Source organism: Microbacterium sp. NPDC007973 (assembly GCF_042958465.1).
In the GTDB taxonomy this organism is placed as follows: domain Bacteria; phylum Actinomycetota; class Actinomycetes; order Actinomycetales; family Microbacteriaceae; genus Microbacterium; species Microbacterium galbum.
Window position 1 is genome coordinate 569,431 of the sequence record NZ_JBIBJJ010000001.1, and the last position, 23,892, is coordinate 593,322.

Genomic DNA, 23,892 nt, shown 5'->3' on the forward strand with positions numbered 1-23,892 from the left:
ACGACCGACACCATCGATGGCCGGATGCCACAGCCCGCGGACGATTCGCTTGTGCGCACCCTCCAACGCCGGTGCCGGTGCGGTCGCTAGGGTGGAAAGCGTGACCGACCAGCCCGATCTCTTCACCACCGCCGGCAAGATCGCGGACCTGCGCAGCAGGTTCCAGGAGGCGGTCGTCGATGCCGAAGCCGCCGCGCGCCAGAAGCAGCACGCCAAGGGCAAGCTCACCGCCCGCGAGCGCCTCGAGATGCTGGTCGACCCGGGCTCGTTCGTCGAGCTCGACGAGTACGTGCGCCATCGCACCACCGCGTTCGGCATGGACAAGTCCCGCCCCTACGGCGACTCGGTCGTCACGGGCACCGGCACCATCCACGGCCGCACGGTCGCGGTGTACGCGCAGGACTTCTCCACCTTCGGCGGATCGCTCGGCGAGGTCGCCGGCGACAAGATCATCAAGGTGATGGAGCTCGCGCTGCGCAGCGGCATCCCGATCATCGGCGTCCTCGACTCCGGCGGCGCGCGCATCCAGGAGGGCGTCGTCGCCCTCGGCAAGTACGGCGAGATCTTCCGCCTCAACACCGCCGCCTCGGGCGTGATCCCGCAGATCTCCATCATCATGGGACCCGCCGCGGGAGGCGCGGTGTACTCCCCCGCCCTCACCGACTTCGTCATCATGGTCGACAAGACGAGCCAGATGTTCGTGACCGGCCCCGACGTCATCAAGACCGTCACCGGCGAAGATGTCGGCATGGAGGAGCTCGGCGGGGCGCTCACCCACAACACCCGCTCCGGCGTCGCGCACTATCTCGCCGACGACGAGGACGACGCGATCGACTACGCGCGCGGGCTCATCGGCTACCTGCCCGACAACAACCTCGCCGAGATCCCCGTCTACGAGACGCCGTTCGAGTTCGAGACGACGGATGCCGACCGCTCGCTGAACACGGTCATCCCCGACTCCCCCAACCAGCCGTACGACATTCACACCGTGATCGACGGGATCGTGGATGCCGGGGAGTTCCTCGAGGTGCAGCCGCTGTTCGCGCCGAACATCGTGATCGGCTTCGGGCGGATCGAGGGACGGACCGTCGGCGTCATCGCGAACCAGCCCTCGCAGATGGCCGGCACGCTCAACATCGACGCGGGCGAGAAGGCCTCGCGCTTCGTGCGCTTCTGCGACGCGTTCTCGATCCCGATCGTCACCCTGGTGGACGTGCCCGGATACCTCCCCGGCACCGACCAGGAGTGGACCGGCGTCATCCGCCGCGGCGCCAAGCTGCTCTACGCGTATGCCGAGGCCACCGTCCCCCTCGTGACCGTGATCCTGCGCAAGGCCTACGGCGGCGCGTACATCGTCATGGGCTCCAAGCAGCTGGGCGCCGACATCAACCTCGCCTGGCCGACCGCGGAGATCGCCGTCATGGGCGGCCAGGGCGCCGTCAACATCCTCTACCGCGGCGAGATCAAGCGCGCCGAGGAGGCGGGAGAAGACGTCGCCGCGGTGCGCACGCGCCTCGCGAACGAGTACACCTACAACGTGGCATCCCCGTTCCTCGCCGCAGAGCGGGGCGAGCTCGACGGGATCATCGAGCCCGCGCAGACGCGCGTGTCGATCGCCAAGGCTCTGCGCGCGCTGCGCAACAAGCGCGCGAGCCTCCCCGCCAAGAAGCACGGGAACATCCCGCTGTGAGCGACGCGTCTGCGAACACCGGCCTGCCGCCCGTCGTGGCGGAGGTCGTGCGCGGCACGCCGACCGAGGAGGAGTTGGCCGCGGCGATCGTCGTGGTCAGCGAGGCGTACGTGCGCGAGGTCGCCGAGGCCACGGCGCCCGACCACGCCCCGCGGTCCCGCTGGGAGCTGTCGGCGCGCGGCCTGCGCACCCCCCTGAACCGCGCCGCGGGATGGAACGGCTTCACCGGCTGACCGTTCGGCCGGGAAGTGTCCCCCGAAATACCTACAGACGCCGCGGGACAGCTCGCGAATACTGGAGGAGCTGGAACGCATCACGCGTTCGGTCGGACCGCTCCTTCGAGCCGGATCCGGCCGCACGAACGGTTTTCGGGTAACCGTTCGTCCGGGTGGGGGGCAGGCGACATCGCCGCCCCTCACCCCTCATCCTCGGCAGCGTCGACGAATCCCCCCCTCTGCGTCGGTCGGACCGGCGGGTGAGGGGTGTGCCGCGGCGACGGCGCTGATGCGGCGTGGGCCGTCGCGGGCGGTCGGCGCGGGCGTCGACAGTCCGCCGGGATGCATCGTGAGCCGTCGCGTGCGTTCGGCGCGGGCGTCGGCTGTCCGCCCGGACGCGTCGTGAGCCGTCGGGTGCGCTCAGCGCGGTCGGCGGATCTCGCGCCAGAGATCGACCTCGTCGTCGTCGCCCCCGTCGCCGTCGCCCCGGGACCGGCCGACGATGGTCACCGCGATCTCGTGGTGCGGCGACGTGCGGATGATGACGCGCTGAGAGACGGACTCGTGCAGGACGGATGCCAGCTCGGTACGGATGGCGTCGAGGTCGGCGGCCCGCAGCCCCTCGAGTCCGCCCTCGTCGAACAGGCTGACGGCCGCTCCGCGGCGACGGGCGGCCTCGATCTCGACGCGCACGCCGTCATCGAGAAGACGGTTGCCGCGCAGTTCGTCGCGCAGACTCGCCTCGGCGCGGCGTGCCGCCTCCTTGTCGGCGGCACGGAGGTTGCCACCGTTCTCGATGGTGCGGGCGAGGATCGGACCCGCGGCCTGCAGGGCACGCTGGACATGCAGCCGGCGCTCGCGCTGCCGCCCGCTCTGCGACGCCTGCCATGCGGAGGCGGCCTGCTGCAGCTCGGCGAGCCGCTCGGCGTCGCGTGCGGCACGATCGAGCGCGATCGTCACCAGTTGCGCCGCGGCCACCCACACGAGGGAGCCGACGAGGCCGAGGCTGAGGGCTTGAAGGGGCCCCAACCAGAGCGAGGTCGACAGGGTGAGCAGGGCCATCCCGGTCCAGGCCACGATGGGGCGACGGCGCACCATGACGATGGTCATGAGGGCGCCGATCGCTCCGATCACCCAGGTCACGAAGGGCTGGGAACGTCCGGCTTCGGTGACCGCGAGGAACGGGGCGTTCGGCACGATGACGGCGGCCATCAACGCGAGCGCGACGCCCCAGCCGGGGAGCTTGGCCGGCGAGGTGACCGGCGACGACGAGTCGGTACGCTCGCGCGCACCGATGGCGAAGATCCAGAGCCAGGTGACGGGCAGGTAGAAGAGCAGAGCGGCCACGATCAGCCACCCGCGCACGACGGTCTCGGGCGAGGTCCAGATGAGTCCCCTCGCGGCGAGGTAGGCGGTGAAGGCCAGACCGATGACGGACAGCACCGAGCGGACGGTCACCAGCGGTCCCCGCTCTCCCACTCGAGGGTGACCGTCGTCCCGGCGGAGGTCGAGTCGATGTCGCTGCGTCCCCCGACGGCCGCCAGACGGGCGTTGATCGACCCGCGGATGCCGAGACGGTCAGCGGGGATCGCCGCCACGTCGAAGCCGGCCCCCGTGTCGCGCACGCGCACGGCGACGCCACCGGGCGCGCTGTCCCCCGTCAGCTCGACCGTGAGCCCCTGCGCGTCGGCGTGCTGCACGGCGTTGGCGACGGCCTGCATGGCGGCGAGCACCAGGGCGCGGGCCACGCGCCCGGGGACGCGAGGCGTTCCCTCCTCCACGGCCCGGGTGACGACGAGGTCGATGCCCAGCTCGCGAGCGGCGACCTCGATGTCGTCGGCGAGGCGCAGGGCGGGAACGGGCTCGTCACTGCCCTCGAGCGAGTCCTTCTCGGCGTTGGCGAGTCGCGTCAGCGCCTCTCGCGCCATGCTGACCGCGAGCGTGCGTTCGCGCGGGCTGGAGGCGCGTTCCGCGGCGAGCAGGGCGCCGAGGACGCTGTCGTGCATCAGGGCGGCGACCGCGACGCGCTCGTGCTCCGTGGCCGCGGTCGCCGCCGCCGCCGCATAGCTCGACACGGCGACGGCGCGCGCCTGATCGACGTTGGCGGCGATCGAGCGATACATCCACCCGAGGGTCAGCAGCACGCTGCCGAGGATGAGGGCGAACGTGACGTCGAGGATCACGGGGAGCACGAAGTCGGGCTGTCCGCCGGCCTGGAGCAGACGGACGACGCCGAACAGCAGCGGGGTGGCGATGGTCCACACGATCTGCAGCGCGAGGGGGAACGCGACGATCGTCGACACCGTCGCCACGTTGACGAGGTAGAAGATCCAGGGGTTCTCCGTGGGCGCCGGCGCCGGACCGCCCGCGGTCGCGAGTGGCCACAACGCGAGGGCCAGCAGGAACACCACCGCGAAGATGCCCGAGAACACCCGGGCGAAGCGCCCCACACTGCACGCGATGATCATCGCGACGAGGGGGAGGAACACCCCGAGCACCAACGGGAGGTGCCACCCCTGCGCCTCATCCCCGGGCCCGAAAGCGGCGAAGAACGCCTGCGCTCCGAGGACGAGCGAGCCCGGTCCCACGATGAGCGTGATGACGCGCTCGATGCGCGTCTGGGTGAACGTCCCCTGGTCGGCCTGGCTCTCGCGCGTGTGCGGGATGCGACCCCACGCCTCGTCGAGCACCGACCGGTCCGATTCAGCCACGGCCGACGTCATCTGGCGCATCCTGGAGGATGCCGTCTTCCATGGCGCGTCTCAGCAGATCGACCTTGGTGGGTGCGGGTCGTCCCACCTCCACGTACTTCACGCGCACCCGGGTGATGTTCTCCTTCGCCGTGGAGTATGCCACCCCGAGCCGCTCGGCCACGGCCTTCAGCGGCAGTCCCGCCGCGTACAGGCGGAGCACCTCGCGCTCGCGAGCGGAGAGCTGCGCGTCGGCGAAGTCGCGGTCGCCCTCGACGGCGCTGGCCCATTCGACGTTGTCGAGCAGCTCGCCGCGTGCGACGGTGCTGATCGCGCCCAGCACCTCGTGCGTGGGAGAGGACTTGCTCACGATCCCGGCCGCACCCGCGGCGAGGGCTTCGCGCACCGCCCCGGCACGGTCGGCGACGCTGTGGATGATCACGCTCGAGCCGTCGCGGACGACGCGGTCGACGTTCTCCGACACGGTGGTGCCGTCGCCGAGGGTGAGATCGAGCACGACGACGTCGGCCGGCGTCTCGGCCGCGCTCTGGCGCCACGTCAGGTAGGCGGCGACGTTCGCGCCTGAGAAGACGACCTTCGTGGCTTCCGTGCGCGCGAGAGCGGCCTCCAACCCGAGCCGGACCGACTCGTGGTCATCGATGAGGGCGACGCGCGTCATTCCGTCATCGTATCGGCGCTGCCCTCCGCCGCGCAGGAGGACCTTGCCCGCACGGCGCGTCCTCGCCTCGCGCCCCCGCCCGCAACGCGCTTCAGCGACGCAGGACGGTGACCGCCTCGACGTGGTGCGAGTTCGGGAACAGATCGACGCCCCGGATGCCGCGATCGGCCCGATAGCCGAGCTCGGCGAAGGTCGCGAGATCGCGGGCGAGGGCCACGGGGTCGCACGCGACGTACACGACCGCGGTCGGAGCCAGGGCGGCGATGCCCTCGACGACGGCGCGACCGGCGCCGGCGCGCGGCGGATCGAGGAGCACGACGCCGCGGGAGAGACGCTCGCGTTCCCGGGCGGAGGCGCCGGCGGCGAGCGCCGCGACGAACCGGTCGACGCGCGCCGTCTCGGCCCGGGCCCCGATCCACTCCGCGAGGTTCTCACCCGCATGCTCGGTGGCGCGCGGATCGCTCTCGACGCTCACCACGCGCGTTCCGCTCCCGCCCATCTCGCCGAGCGTGGCGGCGAACAGGCCCACCCCGCCGTAGAGGTCGAGGTGGGTGGCGTCGGGATCGAGTCCGCCGAGGGATGCCGTGAGCTCCGCCGAGACGAGCGAGGTCAGCGTGCGGGCGGCCAGACGGTGCACCTGCCAGAACCCGCCGGCGCCGACGCGGAACACGCGATCGCCGACGCGCTCCTCGATCACCTCGGGCTCCGAGGACGGGCGCTCCCCCTCGGGACGGGGCAGGACGCGCACGCGACCGTCGGCGGGCTGGACGAGGTCGATGCGTCCGGGGAGGGCGCGACCGGCTCGCACCTCCGACGCGGCGCGGGCGATGGCCGCGGTCGCCAGGGGAAGGTCGACCGTCTCGACGACGTGGTGCGAGCGGGCGGCGAACGCGCCGACGCGTCCGGCGTCGTCGACGTGCAGGCTCACGCGGGTGCGCCATCCCGTGCCGTCGGGCGACTCGCGCTGCGCGTCGTCGCCCGCGATCGCGACCTCGACGGGGAGCTCCAGCCGACCGACGCGCTCGACCGCCTCGCGGATGACGCGCTCCTTCAGCGCCCGCTGGTGGGCGAGGGCGATGTGTCCGAACTCAGCGCCGCCGACCCTCTCGGACGGATCGACCTCGATCGCCGCCGCCTGCCACACGTGCGGCTGCCGTTCGGGCGCCGCCTCGAGCACCTCGATCGCCTCGGCCCGCCAGAACGCCTTCTTGCGGGTGTCGGTGAGTCGAGCGCGGATGCGCTCGCCCGGCAGGGTGTCGGGGACGAACACGACGCGCCCCTCGTGCCGCCCGACGAACACACCGCCGTGGGCGATGCCGGTGATGTCGAGTTCGATGAGGTCGCCGTCGTGCATCCCCCGAGCCTGTCACACGAGGCCGTGAAGCAGCCGGGCCTCGGTCTTCGCTCCGAGTGGCTTCGACAGGCTCAGCCACCTCGCCGCCCAGGACCGCGAGCCCGGGGGCTTCCACAGGCTCAGCCACCCCGCCACGCCAGGACCCTGAGCCCGTCGAAGGGTCCGGGCTCACGCGAGCCCGGGGGCTTCGACAGGCTCGGTCGCCTCGCTGTGGCACGACGTGAGGTCTGCGGGCCTCCGCCGGGGCATCGCGTCGGTAGCGTGGACGCATGCGCGTGTGCCTGGCATCCACTTCTCCCGCCCGTCTGATGCTGCTGCGCCAGGCGGGGATCGAGCCCGAGGCGCGTGCGCCCCGGGTCGACGAGGAAGCGGTGATCGCCGAGGTCGAGGCGTCCGAGGGGCGGCGCTTGCCCGCCCCCGAGCACGTTCTGCTGCTCGCGCGCCGCAAGGCCGCCGACGTCGCCCATCGCGTCCGCGACGAGGACCCCCTCTTCGACGGCTTCGTCATCGGCGGAGACTCGATGTTCGCGCTCGGCGACGAGATCCTGGGCAAGCCGTACACCGCCGATGCGGCGACGGCGCGCTGGCGCGGGATGCGCGGGCAGACGGGCGTGCTGCACTCCGGGCACAGCGTGTTCCGCCTTTCCCCCGGCGTCGAGCCGCGCGAGGCCCACGCCGTCGCCGAGGCGTCCGTGACCTTCGCCGCCGACGTCGACGACGACGAGATCGCGGCCTACGTCGCCAGCGGCGAACCGCTCCTCGTGGCGGGCGCCTTCACGGTCGACAGTCTCGGCGGTGCCTTCATCGAGCGCGTGGAGGGCGACCCCTCCACGGTGGTGGGGATGTCGCTGTCGACCGTGCGCCGCCTCGTTCGAGAGCTCGGCGGCTCCTGGACCACGCTCTGGAATCGTTCGTAGACACCCGCTCACGTTTCTCGGCGTTTCTTGTCGAGGAGTGTCAAAAGACGCGCGGTCGCCCTCGCTAGGCTGGACGAATGCCGAAGATCGCCAAGGTCCTTGTCGCCAACCGCGGCGAGATCGCCGTCCGAATCATCCGCGCCGCCCGTGATTCGGGCAAGGCTTCCGTCGCCGTCTACGCCGATCAGGATCGCGACGCCCTTCACACGCGTCTCGCCGACGAGGCGTACGCCCTCGACGGCGCCACCAGCGCCGACACCTACCTCTCGATCGAGAAGATCCTCTCGGTCGCCCGCCGCTCCGGCGCCGACGCCGTGCACCCCGGCTATGGCTTCCTCGCCGAGAACGCCGACTTCGCGCGCGCCGTCATCGGCGCCGGCCTCACCTGGATCGGGCCCTCGCCCGACGCGATCGAGGCGCTCGGCGACAAGGTCACCGCGCGACACGTCGCCGAGAAGGTCGGCGCTCCCCTCGCTCCCGGCACGCCCGGCCCCGTCTCGGGCGCCGACGAGGTCATCGCCTTCGCCGAAGAGGTGGGCCTGCCCATCGCGATCAAGGCCGCCTACGGCGGCGGAGGACGCGGGTTGAAGGTCGCGCGCGAGCTCGACGAGGTCGCCGAGATGTTCGAGTCGGCCACGCGCGAGGCGGTCGCCGCCTTCGGTCGCGGCGAGTGCTTCGTCGAGAAGTACCTCGACAAGCCGCGCCACGTCGAGACGCAGTGCCTCGCCGACTCGGCGGGCAACGTCGTCGTCGTCTCGACCCGCGACTGCTCGCTGCAGCGCCGTCACCAGAAGCTGGTGGAGGAGGCCCCGGCCCCCTTCCTCAGCGAGGAGCAGAACGCGGTGCTGTACTCGGCATCCAAGGCCATCCTGAAAGAGGTCGGCTACGTCGGAGCGGGCACCTGCGAGTTCCTCATCGGCGCCGACGGCACCATCTCGTTCCTCGAGGTCAACACGCGCCTGCAGGTCGAGCACCCCGTGTCCGAGGAGGTCACCGGTATCGACCTCGTGCGCGAGCAGTTCCGCGTCGCGGAGGGTGAGGAGCTCGGCTACGACGACCCCGCCCCCGTCGGTCACTCGATCGAGTTCCGCATCAACGGCGAAGACCCCGGCCGTGGTTTCCTCCCGCAGCCCGGCCCCATCCACGTCTTCAAGACGTTCGGTGGTCCCGGCATCCGCCTCGACTCCGGTGTCACCGCCGGCGACAGCGTCTCGGGCGCCTTCGACTCGCTGCTCGCGAAGATCATCGTCACCGGTCGTGATCGCGCCGAGGCGCTCGAGCGCGCCCGCCGCGCCCTCGACGAGTTCGAGGTCGCCGGGATGCCGACGGTACTGCCGTTCCACCGCAAGGTGGTGCGCGACCCCGCCTACACCGCCGAGGACGGCACCTTCGGCGTCTTCACCCGCTGGATCGAGACGGAGTTCGTCAACGACATCCCCGCGTGGGACGGCGAACTCGACGCTCCCGCCGCGGAGACCGGCCGTCACACGGTGGTGGTCGAGGTCGGCGGCAAGCGCCTCGAGGTGAGCCTGCCCGACCGCATCACCGCCGCCGCCCCGCAGGCGGGTCGCCCCGCCGCCGCTCCCCCGTCGCGCCGCTCCCACGCGGCCTCGCCCGCCGCCGGAGCGACCGGCGACGCGGTCAAGTCTCCGATGCAGGCCACGATCGTCAAGGTCGCGGTCGAGGAGGGCCAGCAGGTCGTCAAGGGCGACCTCGTCGTCGTGCTCGAGGCGATGAAGATGGAGCAGCCCATCCAGGCGCACAAGGACGGGACGGTCGCCTCGATCGACGCGACCGCCGGGACGACGGTGTCCGCGGGGCACCAGCTGCTGTTGATCAGCTGACGAACCGCCTCCTCACGGCGCCGCACTCCCCCGGGGGTGCGGCGCCGTCGTTCGTGCGGAGCGCATTCATAAACGCGCGCTGCACCGGCAAACGCACGCCGAAAGCGTTTCTCAGTGCAGAGAGCGTTTATCGACGACCCCGCCCCGCCGGGGCACCGACGGGCGACGGATGCCGCGAGGTCGCGGCATCCGGAATGCTCGTCACCTGCTCCGGACGCTCGCCCTCGCCGGTGCCGCCCGCCCGCGATGAACGCGCGCTGCACCGGCAAACGCGCTCCGCGAGCGTTTCTCAGCGCAGGAGGCGTTTATCGACGGCCCCACCCCGGACTCACGCGGAACGGCGGCGGATGCCGCGAGCACGCGGCATCCAGAACGCTCAGTCCTCGCCGGGATCCTCGCGGTCGACGATGTGCATCGCGCGCGCGGCGTCGGTGATGCTCGACGTCAGCGACGGGTACACCGCGAAGACGCGGGCGACCTGATCGACCGTGAGGCGGCGCTCGACGGCGATCGCGATCGGGTAGATGAGCTCGGACGCCTTGGGGCCGACGATGACGCCGCCCATGACCGTGCCGCTGCCCTCGCGGGCGATCAGCTTGACGAAACCGTCGGTGATGCCCTGCATCTTGGCACGCGGGTTGGCCGAGAGCGGGAGCTTGCGCACCTTTCCGGCGATGCGCCCCTCGATGACGTCCTGCTCGCTGAAGCCGACCGTGGCGATCTCGGGGGCGGTGAAGATGTTGGCCGTGATGCGGCGGGTCTCGAGCGGGATGACGATGTCGCCCAGCGCGTGGAAGATCGCCTGACGCCCCTGCATGGAGGCGACGGATGCCAGGGGGTAGAAGTTCGTGCAGTCGCCGGCGGCGTAGATGTTCGGCACCGAGGTGCGCGCCACGCGGTTCACGCGGATGTGTCCGGATGCCGTCATCTGCACCCCCGCCTGCTCGAGGCCGAGCCCCGCGGTGTTCGGGATCGAGCCCACCGCCATGAGGCAGTGGCTGCCCTCGATCGTGCGTCCGTCCGCCAGGGTCACGGTGACGCCGTCGCCGGTGTTCACGACCGACTCGGCGCGCGCCTTGGCCAGCAGCGTCATGCCACCGCGCTGGAAGACGCGCTCGAGCACCGCCGCGGCATCCTGGTCTTCTCCGGGCAGCACCTGGTCGCGGCTCGAGACGAGCGTGACCTTGGCACCGAGGTTCATGTACGCCGAGGCGAACTCGGCGCCGGTGACACCCGAGCCCACCACGATGAGGTGGGTGGGGACCGACTTCATGTTGTAGAGCTGCGTCCACGTGAGGATGCGTTCGCCGTCGAACTTGGCCGAGGGGAGCTCGCGGGGGGACGCCCCGACCGAGACGACGAGGGTCTCGGCCTCGACCCGGTCGAAATCGGTGCCACCGGCCTCGGTCGAGACCACCACGGCCCCGTTGCCGTCGAGGCGGCCGTGCCCGGAGATGATGCGGACGCCCGCCTCGAGCAACGAGGCGCGCATGTCGTCGGACTGTTGGCGCGCGAGCGAGAGCAGCCGCTGGTTGACCGCGGCGAGGTTGATCGCGACCTCGGGGGTCAGCGGCTTGCCGCGGTCGTCTTTCGCGAAGAGCTGCACGCCGAGGCTGCTCGCGTTGCGGATCGCGACGGCCGCGTCGGCCGTGGCGATGAGGGTCTTCGAGGGCACGACGTCGGTGATGACCGCCGACCCGCCGACTCCCGCGCGCTCGACGAGGGTGACGTCGGCGCCGAGCTGAGCCGCGGAAAGGGCCGCCTCGTATCCGCCGGGGCCGCCGCCGACGATCGCCACGGACTGCTTGCGCTCGAAGCTCTGCACCATGGCATCCATTCTGTCAGCGCTGGGCGGATGCCGATGCGCCACCCAGGTCGGTCCGACACGCTGACCGCACGCGTGTGCCGTCTGGCCCGCGGGCCCCGCAGTTTCTAGAGTGGGGGAATGTCCAACAGCACATCTCACCCGCTCGACGACCCGGCGGTCGACCCCTTCGAGGTCGCCGCGGCCGCAGCGGCCGACATCGCCCGCCTCTCCGGGGTCGAGCACCACGACATCGCCGTGACCCTCGGGTCGGGCTGGGGGCGCGCCGCCGAACTCATCGGCGAGGAGACGGCGTCGTTCCCCGCCACCGAGGTCACCGGCTTCAGCAAGCCCGCGCTGGAGGGCCACGTCGGCACCCTGCGCAGCGTCCGCACCCCGGGCGGCAAGAACGTCCTCGTCATCGGAGCGCGCACCCACTACTACGAGGGCCACGGCGTGCGCCGGGTCGTGCACAGCGTGCGCACCGCGGCGGCGACCGGTGCGACGACCATGATCCTCACCAACGGCGCGGGCGGCATCCGCGAGACGTGGAAGCCCGGCCAGCCGGTGCTCATCAGCGACCACATCAACCTCACCGCCGACTCCCCCCTCGAGGGCGCGACCTTCATCGACCTCACCGACCTCTACTCGACCCGCCTGCGGGAGCTCGCGCGATCGATCGACCCGACCCTCGACGAGGGCGTCTACACGCAGTTCCGCGGGCCGCACTACGAGACGCCGGCCGAGGTGCAGATGGCCAAGACCATCGGCGGTCACATCGTGGGCATGTCCACCGCTCTCGAGGCGATCGCCGCCCGCCAGGCCGGCATGGAGATCCTCGGCTTCTCTCTCATCACGAACCTGGCCGCCGGCATCCAGAAGACCCCCCTCAGCCACGAAGAGGTGCTCGAGGCCGGCCGCGAGGCCGAGCCCGTCATCTCCGCGCTGCTCGCGCGCGTGATCGGCGCGTTGTGAACGCCCGCCTCGACGCCGCGCGGGCCTGGATCGCACAGGATCCGGATGCCGTGACCCGGGCCGAGCTGGAGGATCTCGTCGCCCGCGTCGAGACCGGGGATGCCGAGGCTGCGGCGGACCTGGAGGATCGCTTCTCCACCCGCCTGGCGTTCGGGACGGCGGGACTGCGCGGCACGCTCGGCGCCGGCCCCAACCGCATGAACCGGGTGCTCGTCGCCCAGGCGGCGGCGGGATTCGCGGCGTACCTGCGCGAGCGGTCGTCGGGCACGCCGACCGTCGTGGTCGGGTACGACGGGCGTCGCAACTCGGACGTGTTCGCGCGCGACTCGGTAGAGATCTTCGCCGGCGCGGGACTGAACGCCATCCTGCTGCCCCGCCTGCTGCCCACGCCCGTGCTTGCCTTCGCCGTGCGCCACCTCGGTGCCGACGCGGGCGTCATGGTGACCGCCAGCCACAACCCGCCCGACGACAACGGCTACAAGGTCTACCTCGGCGGCGCCGACGAGGGCGCGCAGATCGTCTCCCCCGCCGATGCGGAGATCGCCGCCCACATCCAGCGGATCGCCGACGAGGGCGACGTCACCGTGCTGCCCCGCTCGGTGGGCTACGCCAACGCCCCGGAGTCGGTCGTCGAGGCCTACGTCGCCGCGACCGCCGCGGTGGCCCCCGCTCCCACCGGCGCAGAGGGTCTGAACTGGGTCTACACCGCCATGCACGGCGTCGGATGGGAGACCGTCTCGCGCGTGCTCACCGAAGCCGGCTACCCCCAGCCCACGGTCGTCGAGGCGCAGATCCACCCCGACGGGCGCTTCCCGACCGTCGCGTTCCCCAACCCCGAAGAGCCCGGGGCCATGGACCTGTCGTTCGAGACTGCGCGCGCCGTCGACGCCGAGCTGGTCATCGCCAACGATCCGGATGCCGACCGCCTGGCCGTCGCGATCCCCGACGCCGACGCCGAGGGCGGGTGGCGCCGGCTCACCGGCAACGAGATCGGTCTGCTGCTGGGGTGGCGCGCGGCGCGGGCCGCGGCCGGCTCGGGCGGCTCCGATGCGGAGGGTCCCGGGGGTGCGGCATCCCTCGCCTGCTCGCTCGTCTCGTCGCCCGGGCTGCAGGCGGTCGCGGAGCACTACGGTCTGGCCTTCCACTCGACCCTCACGGGCTTCAAGTGGATCTCGCGGGCACCGGGCATGGTGTTCGGGTTCGAGGAGGCCCTCGGCTATCTCGTGAACCCCGGCACGGTGCGCGACAAGGACGGCATCTCCGCCGCCGTGGCGCTTCTCGGCATGGCGTCCGCGGCGCGCGCCGAGGGCCGCACGGTCGCGGACCTGCTGCAGGAGTTCCGTGAGACGTTCGGCGCGTTCGCGAGCGACCAGATCTCGATCCGCGTGAGCGACGTGAGCGAGATCGCCGGGATCATGGCATCCCTTCGCGCCCAGCCCCCGTCCGCCGTCGGCGAGGTCGCGGTGTCGCGCATCGACGACCTGCTGCAGGGCGTCGACGGCCTGCCCCTCGGAGACGTGCTGCGACTGTGGCTCGACGACGGCTCGCGCCTCATCGTGCGCCCGAGCGGAACCGAGCCCAAGCTCAAGCTGTACCTCGACGTGCGCGGTTCGTCGGCGAAGAAGGCAGCGCGGCGCCTCGCCGCGCTGCGCGCCGGCGCCGAGGAGTTGCTGGTTTCGGTGCGCTGAGGCGGCGTTCTCCTGGTTTGGGGCGCGCGATTCCGTTTGGGGCGGGGTATTCCGCGCCCCAAACGGTAGAACGCGCCCCAAACCGGATCGAGGTGTTCTCCACAGCGGCGGTTATCCACCGCGGTGACGAGCGGGGGCACCACGCGAAAGTGGCCTTCGCGAAGGTGGGGCGATGGATGCAGCATTCGAGCTCCCTCTCCTCCGCCGGGCTGAGCTGCGCGAGGCGGGAATCGACCGGCACGGCCTCGACGCCCGGCTTCGCGCCGGGGTCCTGGAGCGCGTGCGTCCCGGCGTCTACGTCGACCCTCAGCGAGCCGCGAGCCTCCGTCCCGAACAGTGGATGGTCGTTCGCGCCCGGGCACTCGCGCTGATGTGCAGCGAGGCGCCCGTGTTCTCCCATCAGACGGCCGCCGCACTTCACGGCCTCCCCGTGCACCCGCCTTCGGGCGAGCGCGTCCACCTGATCCTCGACGAGCATCGCCGGGGCCCGATCGCCTCAGCCGTCCGGCACCGGGGAGAGCTCCAGCCGGACGAGGTCGTGGAGAGGAACGGCCTGAACGTGACCGCCCTCACCCGCACCATGGCCGATGTCGCACGTACCTCGCCCTTTGAGAACGCGGTGTGCTCGCTCGACGGCGCACTACGACAAACGGCGGGCCGAGGCAACGGAGGGTATGACGAAGACGCGGCGCACGCACTCAGAGCCGCGGCACTCGCGATCTCGATGCGGTCGGCGCACGGTCGCGCAAGAGCAGCACGCGCGCTCGCATTCGCTGACGGTCGCGCGCAGCTTCCCGGGGAGAGCATCAGCCGCATCCGCCTGACCGAGCTCGGCTTCCGGTCGCTGCGTCTGCAGGTCCCGGTGGCGACGCCCACGGGAGGCTCGTACTACGTCGACTTCGGCATGGAGGACGTGAACGCCTGGGGAGAGTTCGACGGGCGCGGGAAGTACGTCGATGATGGGCTCCGCGGTGGTCGGACGGCGGCCGAGGTGGTGCTCGCCGAGAAGCAACGCGAGGACTGGATACGCGGAACCACCGGGAGGCCCGTCGTCCGCTGGGGCTGGCCCCACCTCCGCGACGCCGCGACTCTCGCCTCCCGCCTGCGGGCGTTCCACATCCCACTCCCCTGATCACGCCCTCAACGCGCGGTTCGGGGCGCACGATTCCGTTCGGGGCGGAGTATTCCGCGCCCCAAACGCAACATCGCGCCCCAAAACCGGGGAAGGCCGCGTCAGCCGTCGATCACCGCGACCAGCTCGTCCAGGAAGGCCGGGAACGACGTCGCGCGGCGGACGATGCGCTGCACGCTGTCGCGCTCGCTGAAGACCTCGACGAACTGCTCGAACACCGTCTGGAAGGCCTCGCGGTCGGTCTCGCTGAACGCCACGAGAGCCACCACCTGCACGCGTCCCTCGCCCCACGCGATGGAAGGGTCGGCGATGCCGATGGCGATGCGGGTCTGCGTCGCGGTCATCCCCATCGCGTGCGGCACGGCGAGGGCATCGGTGAACGCGGTCGACGAGATCGACTCGCGCTCCACCGCACGGGCGACGTAGGCCTCGTCGATGACGCCCTGCTCCACGAGCAGACCGCCCAGGCGACGGATGACGCCGGCCTCGCCGTCGGCGGCATCCAGACCCCGCACGAACGCGCCCGGCGCGAAGTAGCGCTCGAGCTCGTCGCGCAGGCGCGCCAGGCGTCGCCCGCGGCGGATGCGTCCCGCAGCGGCCTGGACGCGTTCGACGTCGGCGTCGGTGAGGAACGGCTGGATCCGCACGAACCGGTCACCGGGCCGCGGCGGGTCGATCGTGGTCAGCACGAGGTCGGTCTCGATCGCATCCCACGCCGGATCGATGCGCGTCTCGACCCCGACGACCTCGATTGCCTGCCCGAGCGAGCGGTCGACGCTCGAGCGCAGCAGCTCATGGAGTTCGTAGTACCCGGGGCACACGATGGTCGCCGTCAACAGCTGGTCGGCGCGACGGCTGCGCTCGAGGCGCCCGCCGACGTGCATGGCGATGTAGGCGATCTCGTCGTCCAGGATCGGGATGCCGAGACCGTCCTGCAGACCCTTGGCGATGTACACGGCGACCTCGAAGATCATCGGATACGTCGACTTCAGCGACCGCGTCAGCGGATTGCGCGACCACGCCTGCTCCCGGGATCGGGCGAGGAGGTTCTGCACGTGCAGCGCCAGCCGCAGGATGAAGTCGTCGTGCGCGATGTCGACGAGGAACTCGGATGCCGCGTTGTCGACGACCAGCCGAACGGCCCCCTCCACCGCGGGGTCGAGGCGCGCACGCACGTCGTCGCCGCCCGGCGAGCCCGGGGCGACGATGCGCGTCAGCACGAGGGTCGCGAGGTGGCGGAGGTCGCCCGAGCCGAGCTGCACGCCGATGTGCTTGACGGTCAGGCGGTCGAGCAGCTCGACCACCGCCGCGGCGGCGTCGGAGGAGTCGCCGCCGGGAGACCCGAGCGCGCGGTCGCGGGTGGTGCGGTCGGCGGCGATCGCAATGTGCATCACGACGTCGCCAATGCCGATCTCGTTGACGTAGTAGCCGAGCGCCCCCAGCTCGGCGACGAGCTCCGCCTTGAACGGACCGAACGCCCGCGCCCCGACCGAGCGCTCGCCGAGCGTGCGCCGCAGCGCGTCGAGATCGAACAGGCCGGCATCCATCTCGTCGTGCGCGAGCTTCGACAGCAGGCGCCGCTGGGCGACCTCGGTCCCGCGCAGACGGGCGGTGGATGCCGAGCGCTCCAGCGTCAGCTCGGTCCCGCCGAGAAGGCCGCGCACGCGCGACAGGTCGGCCTCAAGGGTGGCGGCGCTCACGTGCAGCGCGTCGGCGGTGTCGAAGACGTCGATGCCGTCGGCGGAGTCGAGCAGGCGCCGCACGAGGGTGTGCAGGCGGTCGCGCGGGGTGCCGGCATCCGACCCGGAGAGGGAGCGCAGCGCCGCCGCGGCATCGCCGCCCGCGCGATACCCCAGGGGACCCGACTCGATCGCGGCACCGGACGACACCCGGGCGTTGATCGCCGTGACGTACGACCGGATGCTGCGCGGTGTGACCCCGAGCGCGTCCGCCAGCGATGCGGCGGTCGACCATTCCCCGTCCCGCAGCAACAGGGCCAGCAGGCGGTCTTGGCGAGCCTTCGTCGTCACGATCCGTCCTCCGCGCCGCCCCGGTGGGCGGCGATCCGTCCATCCTTTCACGCCCCTCCCCACCGGGCGCGGGAACGCGCGACGGCACGCGCGGCGCGAGCGCGCGGGGCCGCGGCATCCGCGTTCCGGGGGGTGGGAAACGAACCTGGTTGTCTCCTGTGAGGCGGGTGCGCACAATCGAGAGGAAGAAAGGCCGGTCGATGAGGATCCTCGTGGTGTGTGGAGCGGGTGCGTCGAGCACGTTCGTGGCGCAGCGCGTCCGTCGTGCTGCGCGGGACCGCGGCCTGGACTACAACGCCTCGGCCGGGACCGCGCGATCGCTGCCCGTCGACCTCGATGGCGCCGACGTCGTGCTCGTCGGCCCGCACCTGGCCGACGATCTCCCGCACATCCGCCGCGACGCCGAAGCCCGCGGTGCCACCGTCGTGCTGCTCCCGGACGACGTCTTCGCCGACCTCAGCGGCACCCGAACCCTCGCCCTGGTCGAGGACTCCCTGCGCTCCCGCCAGCCGGCGGACACGATCTGAGTTCGACGGAGAGACCCATGCCCCATCTGACCCGCACCGTCCGCATCGGATCGTCGCACGGCCTGCACGCGCGCCCCGCGAAGCTGTTCGCGCAGGCGGCGAAGGAATCCGGCATCCCGGTGACCCTCGCCAAGGACGCGGGCTCCCCCATCAACGCCGCGAGCATCCTCGGCATCATCGCGCTGGGGCTGGAGCAGGGCGACTACGTCACCCTGACCGCCGACGGCGACAACGCCGACGCGACGCTCGAGCGCCTCGCCGAGCTGCTGACCACCGACCACGACGCCGAGTAAGGAAGACACACACCATGACGGAACTCCGTGGAGTCGGAATCGGACTGGGCGTCGCCCAGGGACCCATCGCGCGTATGGCCGAGCCCCTGCCCGCGCCGAAGGATGCGAAGAGCGAGCTGAGCGTCGAAGACGAGACGGCACGCGTCCGCGAGGCGATCGGCGCCGTCGCCCGCGAGCTCGAGGCCCGCGGCGCGCAGGCGGGCGGCGCCGCCCGCGACGTGCTCGAGGCGCAGGCGATGATCGCCGAGGACCCGACTCTCGAGGCCGAGGTCGACAGCCGCCTCGCGAGCGGCAAGACGGGCGAGTTCGCCGTGCACGACGCCTTCGCCTCGTTCCGCGAGCAGCTCGTCGCCCTCGGCGGCTACCTCGGCGAGCGCGCCGCCGACCTCGACGACGTCGCCCAGCGCGTGATCGCACGGCTTCGCGGTGTCGCGGCCCCCGGCATCCCGGATCCCGGCCACCCGTTCGTGCTGGTCGCCAAAGACCTCGCCCCCGCCGACACCGCCCTGCTCGACCTCGACAAGGTGCTGGCCCTGGTCACCACCGAGGGCGGGCCGACCTCGCACACCGCGATCCTCGCGCGCGAGAAGTCGATCGTCGCCGTGGTCGGTGCGAGCGGTGCGAAGGACCTCGTCGACGGGCAGTCGGTGATCGTGGATGCCGCCGCCGGCGTCGTCACCGTCGACCCGACCGACGACGAGAAGGCCCGCGCGGCGAACCGTGCCGAGGCCCGTGCGGCCGCGGCATCCGCCCCCATCACCGACGGCGCCCTGGCCGACGGCACGAAGGTGCCTCTGCTGGCCAACCTCGGAAAGCCCGGCGGTGCCGCCGAGGCCGTGGAGCTGGGTGCGGAGGGCGTGGGCCTGTTCCGCACCGAGTTCCTGTTCCTCAGCTCCAGCTCGGCTCCCACCGTCGAGGAGCAGCGTGCGGCCTACACCGAGCTGCTGAGCGCCTTCCCCGGCAAGAAGGTCGTCGTGCGCGTGCTCGACGCCGGCGCCGACAAGCCGCTGCCCTTCCTGAATGACGCGCACGAGGAGAACCCGGCGCTGGGTCTCCGGGGCCTTCGTGCCCTCCGCGCCAGCGAGGACATCCTGCGCGAGCAGCTGACGGCCCTCGCCGAAGCGGATGCCGCGACGCGGGCGACCGAGGCCGGCCCCGCCGACCTGTGGGTCATGGCCCCCATGGTGTCCACGGTCGAGGAGACCCGCTACTTCACGGCCCTCGCGAAGGACTACGGCCTCAAGACGACCGGCGTGATGGTCGAGGTCCCCTCTTCCGCGCTTCTCGCCGACCGCATCCTGCAGATCGCGGACTTCGCCTCGATCGGCACGAACGACCTGACGCAGTACACGCTCGCCGCCGACCGCCTGCTCGGTTCGGTCGCGTCGTTCCAGGACCCGTGGCATCCGGCCGTCCTCCGCCTCATCCGCGAGGTCGGGGCCGCGGGCCAGGCGCACGGCAAGCCCGTCGGCATCTGCGGCGAGGCCGCGGCCGATCCGCTGCTCGCCGTCGTCCTCGTCGGACTCGGCGCGACCACGCTGTCGATGGCCCCCACGGCCCTCGCCGACGTGCGCGCGACCCTCCTCCGTCACACCCTCGACGACGCCCGCCGCATCGCCGAGGCCGCCCTGTCCGCCGACGACGCGGCATCCGCCCGCGAGGCCGCCCAGGCTGCCTCCGCTCTCGTTCCCACCCCGTAAACCCCCGGGGGCGGCGACCGCCGCCCCCTTCTGCACCGCGGCGCACGCGGTACCCCCATCGCGCGGCTCCCGCCGTGCACCTACCAAGGAGACACAGCAATGACGACGACGTCACCCGCCAAGAAGCCGGGAGGGGCTCGGATCGCCGTACAGCGATTCGGCACGTTCCTCTCCGGCATGATCATGCCGAACATCGCGGCATTCATCGCATGGGGCTTCATCACCATGCTCTTCATCCCCGCCGGGTTCTTCGGTGCGAACAGCCCCTTCGGCTGGCACTGGGCCCCGGTCGCCGAGATCCTCGGCGGCGGCGGTGACGCCGCCACCATCGGCTGGCCCGGAGCAGCGACCGCGCTGACCGCGAACGCCGACGGCGGCACCTACCAGGGCTATGTCGGCCTGGTCAGCGTCATGATCACCTACCTGCTGCCCCTGCTCATCGCCAACACCGGTGGACGCATCGTCTACGGCGCGCGCGGTGGCGTGGTCGCGACCATCGCCGTCATGGGCGTGATCGTGGGCACCAACATCCCGATGTTCCTCGGCGCGATGATCATGGGCCCGCTCGCGGCATGGATCACCAAGCAGATGGACAAGCTGTGGGACGGCAAGATCCGCCCCGGCTTCGAGATGCTCGTGAACAACTTCTCCGCCGGCATCCTCGGCATGATCCTCGCGATCGTCGGCTTCTTCGCCTTCGGTCCCGTCTTCCTCGGCATCAGCGCGGTCCTCGGCAGCATCGTCGCGTTCCTCGTGCAGTTCAACCTGCTCCCGGTGCTGTCGATCATCGTCGAGCCGGCCAAGGTGCTGTTCCTCAACAACGCGATCAACCACGGCGTCTTCACCCCGCTCGGCATCGAGCAGGCGGCTGACACCGGCAAGTCGATCCTCTTCCTCATCGAGGCGAACCCCGGCCCCGGCCTGGGTCTGCTGCTCGCGTTCACGTTCTTCGGCGTGGGTGCGGCCAAGGCCTCGGCTCCCGGCGCCATCGTGATCCAGTTCCTCGGCGGCATCCACGAGATCTACTTCCCGTACGCCCTCGCCAAGCCGATGACGATCCTCGCCCTCATCGCGGGTGGCGCCTCGGGCGTCGCGGTCAACATGATCTTCGGCGGCGGTCTGGCCTTCCCGGCCGCTCCCGGCAGCATCATCGCCGTCACCGTCGCCGCCATCGGCGCCGGCCCCGCCAACCTGCTGGTGGTCTACCTGTCGGTGATCGTCGCCGCCGTGGTGACCTTCCTCGTCGCCGGTGTCATCCTCCGGGCCTCGCGCAAGCGCGACCAGGAGGCCGAGGGCGACAGCTTCGCCGCGGCCATCGACCAGACCGCCGCCAACAAGGGCAAGGAGTCGTCGGCGCTCGGCGCCCTCCGCACGCGCGCTGCCGGCACCACCGGTTCGGGTACCACCGAGTCGGCCGACCACGACGTCGACGCCGCCCTGGGCGGTCTCGGGGGCGGGGTCGCCACGAAGCAGCTGAACACCATCGTGTTCGCCTGCGACGCCGGCATGGGCTCCTCCGCCATGGGCGCGAGCGTCCTGCGCAACAAGATCAAGAAGGCCGGCATCGAGGGGGTCACGGTCACCAACCAGGCCATCGCGAACCTCGACGGCTCGGCCGACCTGGTCATCACGCAGAACCAGCTCACCGACCGCGCGAAGGCGCAGTCGCCCGACTCCGTGCACGTCTCGGTGGACAACTTCATGAACTCGCCGCGGTACGACGAGGTCGTGGAGATGGTCCGCTCGCAGCACGAGGCCAAGTAACCCAATAGCACGCCAGGGGTCGGAGCGTCAGCCCGGCCCCTGGCGTCTTCCCGTCCGGCCCGCGTTTTGCGAGGCTGGACAGCACGACGAGAAAGGCGAGAACCATGTCGAACGTCCTCCGCATCGAATCCGTCCGCATCCACCCCGGAAGCGCCACCCGCGAGGAGGCGATGAAAGAGGCGGCCGATCTGCTGCAGGCCACCGGCTCGGTGACCGCCGACTACTTCGCCGCCATGCAGCAGCGCGAGCAGACCGTGTCCACCTACATGGGCAACGAGCTCGCCATCCCCCACGGCACCAACGAGACCAAGCAGGCGATCCTCGAGTCCGGTCTGTCGGTCGTGCGGTACGACGGCGGCGTGGACTGGGGCGGGGAACCCGTCATCTTCGTCATCGGCATCGCCGGCAAGGGCGACGAGCACCTCGAGATCCTGTCGCAGATCGCCATCCTCTTCTCCGAAGAGGATGACGTCGCGCGTCTGAAGGCCGCCTCCTCCCCTGAGGAGCTCTACGAGGCCCTCGCGGGCTCCGTCAACGCATGAAGGCCGTCCACTTCGGCGCGGGCAACATCGGCCGTGGCTTCGTCGGCCTCCTGCTGCACGAGGGCGGGTACGACCTCGTGTTCTCCGACGTCTCCGCGGCGCTGGTGTCCGCCATCAACGACGCGTCGTCGTACACGGTCCACGAGGTGGGCGAGGGCGGCGTCGACAAGCAGGTGACGAACTTCCGCGCGATCGACAGCTCGGTGGATGCCGAGGCCCTCGTCGACGAGATCGCCACCGCCGACGTGGTGACCACCGCCGTCGGCCCGACCATCCTGAAGTTCGTGGCTCCGCACATCGTGGCCGGTCTCGCGCTGCGCGACCCGTCGCTGCCGGCGCTGCAGATCATGGCGTGCGAGAACGCGATCGGCGCGACCGACCAGCTGCGCGACCACGTCATCGAGCTCGCCGGCGAGTCGTGGGACGCCCTGGCGTCCCGGGCCGTCTTCGCGAACACCGCGGTCGATCGCATCGTGCCGGCCCAGGCGCAGGGCGGAGTCGACGTCACCGTCGAGCCGTTCTACGAGTGGGCGATCGAGCGGGCCCCGTTCGGCGACACCCCTCCGCACATCCCCGGCGCGCACTTCGTCGACGACCTCGAGCCCTACATCGAACGCAAGCTCTTCACGGTCAACACCGGTCACGCCACCACGGCGTACTTCGGGGCGCAGGCGGGCATCGAGCGCATCTCCGACGCCCTCGCCGACCCGGCCATCTCGGCCAAGGTCGAGGCGGCCCTCGAGGAGACCAGCGCGCTGCTCGTGCAGAAGCACGAGCTGGATGCCGGCGTGCAGGGCGAATACCGTGCGACGATCCTGCGCCGCTTCCGCAACACGGCGCTGCCCGACACCGTGTGGCGCGTCGGACGGCAGCCGCTGCGCAAGCTCTCGCGACACGAGCGTTTCGTGGGACCCGCGGCCGAGGCGATCGAGCGGGGCCTGAGCGTCGATGCGCTCGTCGCCGCGATGGCCGCGGCCCTGGAGTTCGAGGATGCCGAAGACGCCCAGGCCGTCGAGCTGCAGCGCCTGCTGCGCGAGCTCGACGCCGACGCTTTCACGGCGCAGGTGACCGGACTCGACGCCGCACACCCGCTGTTCGCCCGGATCGTCGAGGTCGTCGCCGCCCGGCAGGCGGCTCTCCCGGCCTGAGCCCTTCCGACACCGCCGACGCGGCCGCATCGGGCGGCGCGTCGGCGGTGTCGTGTTTCCGCGCTGCACAACGGGCCCGGAGATACGCTCGAGAGCGTGAACGACAGCACCGCCCCCTCCCCTGCGCCCCGCCGCCGTCGCCGATGGCTGCGCTGGACCCTCGGCGGCCTGGGCGCCCTCGTCGTGGTGCTGGTCGGCGGCATCCTGATCTACAGTCAGGTCGGTGTCATGGGCGCCGAACCGGGCCCGCTCGCCTCGGCCGAGGCGGATCCCGGGCTGACGATCACCGACGACGGTGCGGGGATCGTGCTCTCCCCCACCGCGGGAGCGACCGGCCAGGGACTGGTGTTCATCCCGGGCGCGAAGGTGCAGGCGGAGGGCTACATCGCCACCCTCGCCGACGTCGTCGTCGACGACGGCGTCACGGTCGTGATCACGAAGCCGTGGCTGAACCTCGCCTTCTTCGACCCCCGTCCGCTGTCGACGTTCACCGACCTCGCGCCCGACGTCTCGACCTGGGCGGTGGGCGGCCACTCGCTCGGCGGCGTGCGCGCGTGCCAGCTCGCGACCGACGCCGACGCGCTCGTGTTATTCGCCTCGTACTGTGCGAACGACCTCTCGGCATCCGGGCTCCCCGTCCTGAGCCTGTCGGGCTCGGAAGACGGGCTGTCGACCCCGCAGAAGATCGCGGATGCCAAGGGCGAGCTGCCCGCGGACGCCGCCTTCGTCGAGATCCCCGGTGCCTCGCACGCGTCGTTCGGCGCGTACGGCCCGCAGCCGGGTGACGGCACCCCCACCGCCGATCCGGCCGAGGTCGACCGGGTGATCGCCGAGCAGCTCGCGGGGTTCCTCCCCCGTCCCTGACCGCCGCCCCGTCTCTCGCCGCACACGGCGGTGAGT

21 protein-coding genes are annotated in these 23,892 nt (G+C 71.5%); 14 read left to right on the forward strand and 7 right to left on the reverse strand.

Going from position 1 to position 23,892, the window contains the following annotated elements; all coding sequences use genetic code 11:
- The first annotated feature begins 100 nt into the window (after nt 1-100).
- A complete protein-coding gene (locus tag ACFZA2_RS02905) occupies nt 101-1,690 on the forward strand; it encodes an acyl-CoA carboxylase subunit beta (RefSeq protein ID WP_391400357.1) in 1,590 nt (529 codons plus the stop codon).
- On the forward strand, nt 1,687-1,923 hold the full coding sequence (locus tag ACFZA2_RS02910; RefSeq protein WP_391400360.1) for an acyl-CoA carboxylase subunit epsilon: 237 nt from the start codon (nt 1,687-1,689) through the stop codon (nt 1,921-1,923). The genes ACFZA2_RS02905 and ACFZA2_RS02910 overlap by 4 nt, the downstream gene beginning before the upstream one ends.
- 402 nt (nt 1,924-2,325) lie before the next feature.
- Here ACFZA2_RS02910 and ACFZA2_RS02915 read toward each other — a convergent pair whose 3' ends face one another.
- The 5 genes from ACFZA2_RS02915 to ACFZA2_RS02935 all read right to left on the reverse strand — a co-directional run bounded on the left by ACFZA2_RS02915 (nt 2,326) and on the right by ACFZA2_RS02935 (nt 6,763).
- Complete coding sequence (locus tag ACFZA2_RS02915; RefSeq protein WP_391400363.1) at nt 2,326-3,363, reverse strand: hypothetical protein; 1,038 nt, start codon at nt 3,361-3,363, stop codon at nt 2,326-2,328.
- Complete coding sequence (locus ACFZA2_RS02920; RefSeq protein ID WP_391400366.1) at nt 3,360-4,628, reverse strand: sensor histidine kinase; 1,269 nt, start codon at nt 4,626-4,628, stop codon at nt 3,360-3,362. The genes ACFZA2_RS02915 and ACFZA2_RS02920 overlap by 4 nt, the downstream gene beginning before the upstream one ends.
- Nucleotides 4,609-5,274, reverse strand: a complete 666-nt coding sequence (locus tag ACFZA2_RS02925) for a response regulator (protein ID WP_391400369.1) — start codon at nt 5,272-5,274, stop codon at nt 4,609-4,611. Before ACFZA2_RS02925 ends, ACFZA2_RS02920 begins: the two co-directional genes overlap by 20 nt.
- 91 nt (nt 5,275-5,365) lie before the next feature.
- On the reverse strand, nt 5,366-6,628 hold the full coding sequence (locus ACFZA2_RS02930; protein WP_391400372.1) for a class I SAM-dependent RNA methyltransferase: 1,263 nt from the start codon (nt 6,626-6,628) through the stop codon (nt 5,366-5,368).
- 12 nt (nt 6,629-6,640) lie between these two features.
- Complete coding sequence (locus ACFZA2_RS02935; protein WP_391400375.1) at nt 6,641-6,763, reverse strand: hypothetical protein; 123 nt, start codon at nt 6,761-6,763, stop codon at nt 6,641-6,643.
- Between the two features lie 134 nt (nt 6,764-6,897).
- On the opposite strand from ACFZA2_RS02935, the gene ACFZA2_RS02940 reads away from it, so the two are divergent.
- Together ACFZA2_RS02940 and ACFZA2_RS02945 are read left to right on the forward strand one after the other, a co-directional pair.
- Nucleotides 6,898-7,545 (forward strand): Maf family protein, encoded by a 648-nt coding sequence (locus ACFZA2_RS02940; RefSeq protein WP_391400378.1) that lies wholly within the window; start codon nt 6,898-6,900, stop codon nt 7,543-7,545.
- A 77-nt stretch (nt 7,546-7,622) separates the two neighbouring features.
- The gene (locus ACFZA2_RS02945) at nt 7,623-9,389 is read left to right on the forward strand and encodes a biotin carboxylase N-terminal domain-containing protein (protein WP_391400381.1); all 1,767 of its coding nucleotides are present in this window, start codon (nt 7,623-7,625) and stop codon (nt 9,387-9,389) included.
- Between the two features lie 376 nt (nt 9,390-9,765).
- Here the strand turns inward: ACFZA2_RS02945 and ACFZA2_RS02950 are convergent, their stop codons facing one another.
- Nucleotides 9,766-11,226: an NAD(P)H-quinone dehydrogenase gene (locus ACFZA2_RS02950; protein ID WP_391400384.1), complete on the reverse strand. Its 1,461-nt coding sequence runs from the start codon at nt 11,224-11,226 to the stop codon at nt 9,766-9,768.
- Between the two features lie 108 nt (nt 11,227-11,334).
- On the opposite strand from ACFZA2_RS02950, the gene ACFZA2_RS02955 reads away from it, so the two are divergent.
- From ACFZA2_RS02955 to ACFZA2_RS02965, 3 genes are all read left to right on the forward strand, one after another.
- Entirely contained in the window at nt 11,335-12,168 is an 834-nt protein-coding gene (locus tag ACFZA2_RS02955) for a purine-nucleoside phosphorylase (protein WP_363578693.1), read from the forward strand.
- Entirely contained in the window at nt 12,165-13,856 is a 1,692-nt protein-coding gene (locus ACFZA2_RS02960; protein ID WP_391400388.1) for a phospho-sugar mutase, read from the forward strand. The genes ACFZA2_RS02955 and ACFZA2_RS02960 overlap by 4 nt, the downstream gene beginning before the upstream one ends.
- A 172-nt stretch (nt 13,857-14,028) precedes the next feature.
- The gene (locus tag ACFZA2_RS02965; RefSeq protein ID WP_391400391.1) at nt 14,029-14,988 is read left to right on the forward strand and encodes a type IV toxin-antitoxin system AbiEi family antitoxin domain-containing protein; all 960 of its coding nucleotides are present in this window, start codon (nt 14,029-14,031) and stop codon (nt 14,986-14,988) included.
- A gap of 101 nt (nt 14,989-15,089) precedes the next feature.
- Here the strand turns inward: ACFZA2_RS02965 and ACFZA2_RS02970 are convergent, their stop codons facing one another.
- On the reverse strand, nt 15,090-17,018 hold the full coding sequence (locus ACFZA2_RS02970; protein WP_391400394.1) for a BglG family transcription antiterminator: 1,929 nt from the start codon (nt 17,016-17,018) through the stop codon (nt 15,090-15,092).
- 200 nt (nt 17,019-17,218) lie between these two features.
- On the opposite strand from ACFZA2_RS02970, the gene ACFZA2_RS02975 reads away from it, so the two are divergent.
- The 7 genes from ACFZA2_RS02975 to ACFZA2_RS03005 all read left to right on the forward strand — a co-directional run bounded on the left by ACFZA2_RS02975 (nt 17,219) and on the right by ACFZA2_RS03005 (nt 23,856).
- Entirely contained in the window at nt 17,219-17,545 is a 327-nt protein-coding gene (locus ACFZA2_RS02975) for a PTS sugar transporter subunit IIB (RefSeq protein WP_391400397.1), read from the forward strand.
- Between the two features lie 17 nt (nt 17,546-17,562).
- A complete protein-coding gene (locus tag ACFZA2_RS02980; RefSeq protein WP_076674181.1) occupies nt 17,563-17,838 on the forward strand; it encodes an HPr family phosphocarrier protein in 276 nt (91 codons plus the stop codon).
- A 14-nt stretch (nt 17,839-17,852) separates the two neighbouring features.
- Nucleotides 17,853-19,538 (forward strand): phosphoenolpyruvate--protein phosphotransferase, encoded by a 1,686-nt coding sequence (ptsP, locus tag ACFZA2_RS02985; RefSeq protein ID WP_391400401.1) that lies wholly within the window; start codon nt 17,853-17,855, stop codon nt 19,536-19,538.
- 99 nt (nt 19,539-19,637) lie between these two features.
- Entirely contained in the window at nt 19,638-21,302 is a 1,665-nt protein-coding gene (locus ACFZA2_RS02990) for a PTS mannitol transporter subunit IICB (protein ID WP_363578689.1), read from the forward strand.
- A gap of 104 nt (nt 21,303-21,406) precedes the next feature.
- A complete protein-coding gene (locus tag ACFZA2_RS02995) occupies nt 21,407-21,844 on the forward strand; it encodes a PTS sugar transporter subunit IIA (RefSeq protein ID WP_391400405.1) in 438 nt (145 codons plus the stop codon).
- Nucleotides 21,841-22,992: a mannitol-1-phosphate 5-dehydrogenase gene (locus tag ACFZA2_RS03000; RefSeq protein WP_391400407.1), complete on the forward strand. Its 1,152-nt coding sequence runs from the start codon at nt 21,841-21,843 to the stop codon at nt 22,990-22,992. Before ACFZA2_RS02995 ends, ACFZA2_RS03000 begins: the two co-directional genes overlap by 4 nt.
- 96 nt (nt 22,993-23,088) lie before the next feature.
- Nucleotides 23,089-23,856: an alpha/beta hydrolase gene (locus ACFZA2_RS03005; protein WP_391400410.1), complete on the forward strand. Its 768-nt coding sequence runs from the start codon at nt 23,089-23,091 to the stop codon at nt 23,854-23,856.
- Nucleotides 23,857-23,892: the final 36 nt, after the last annotated feature.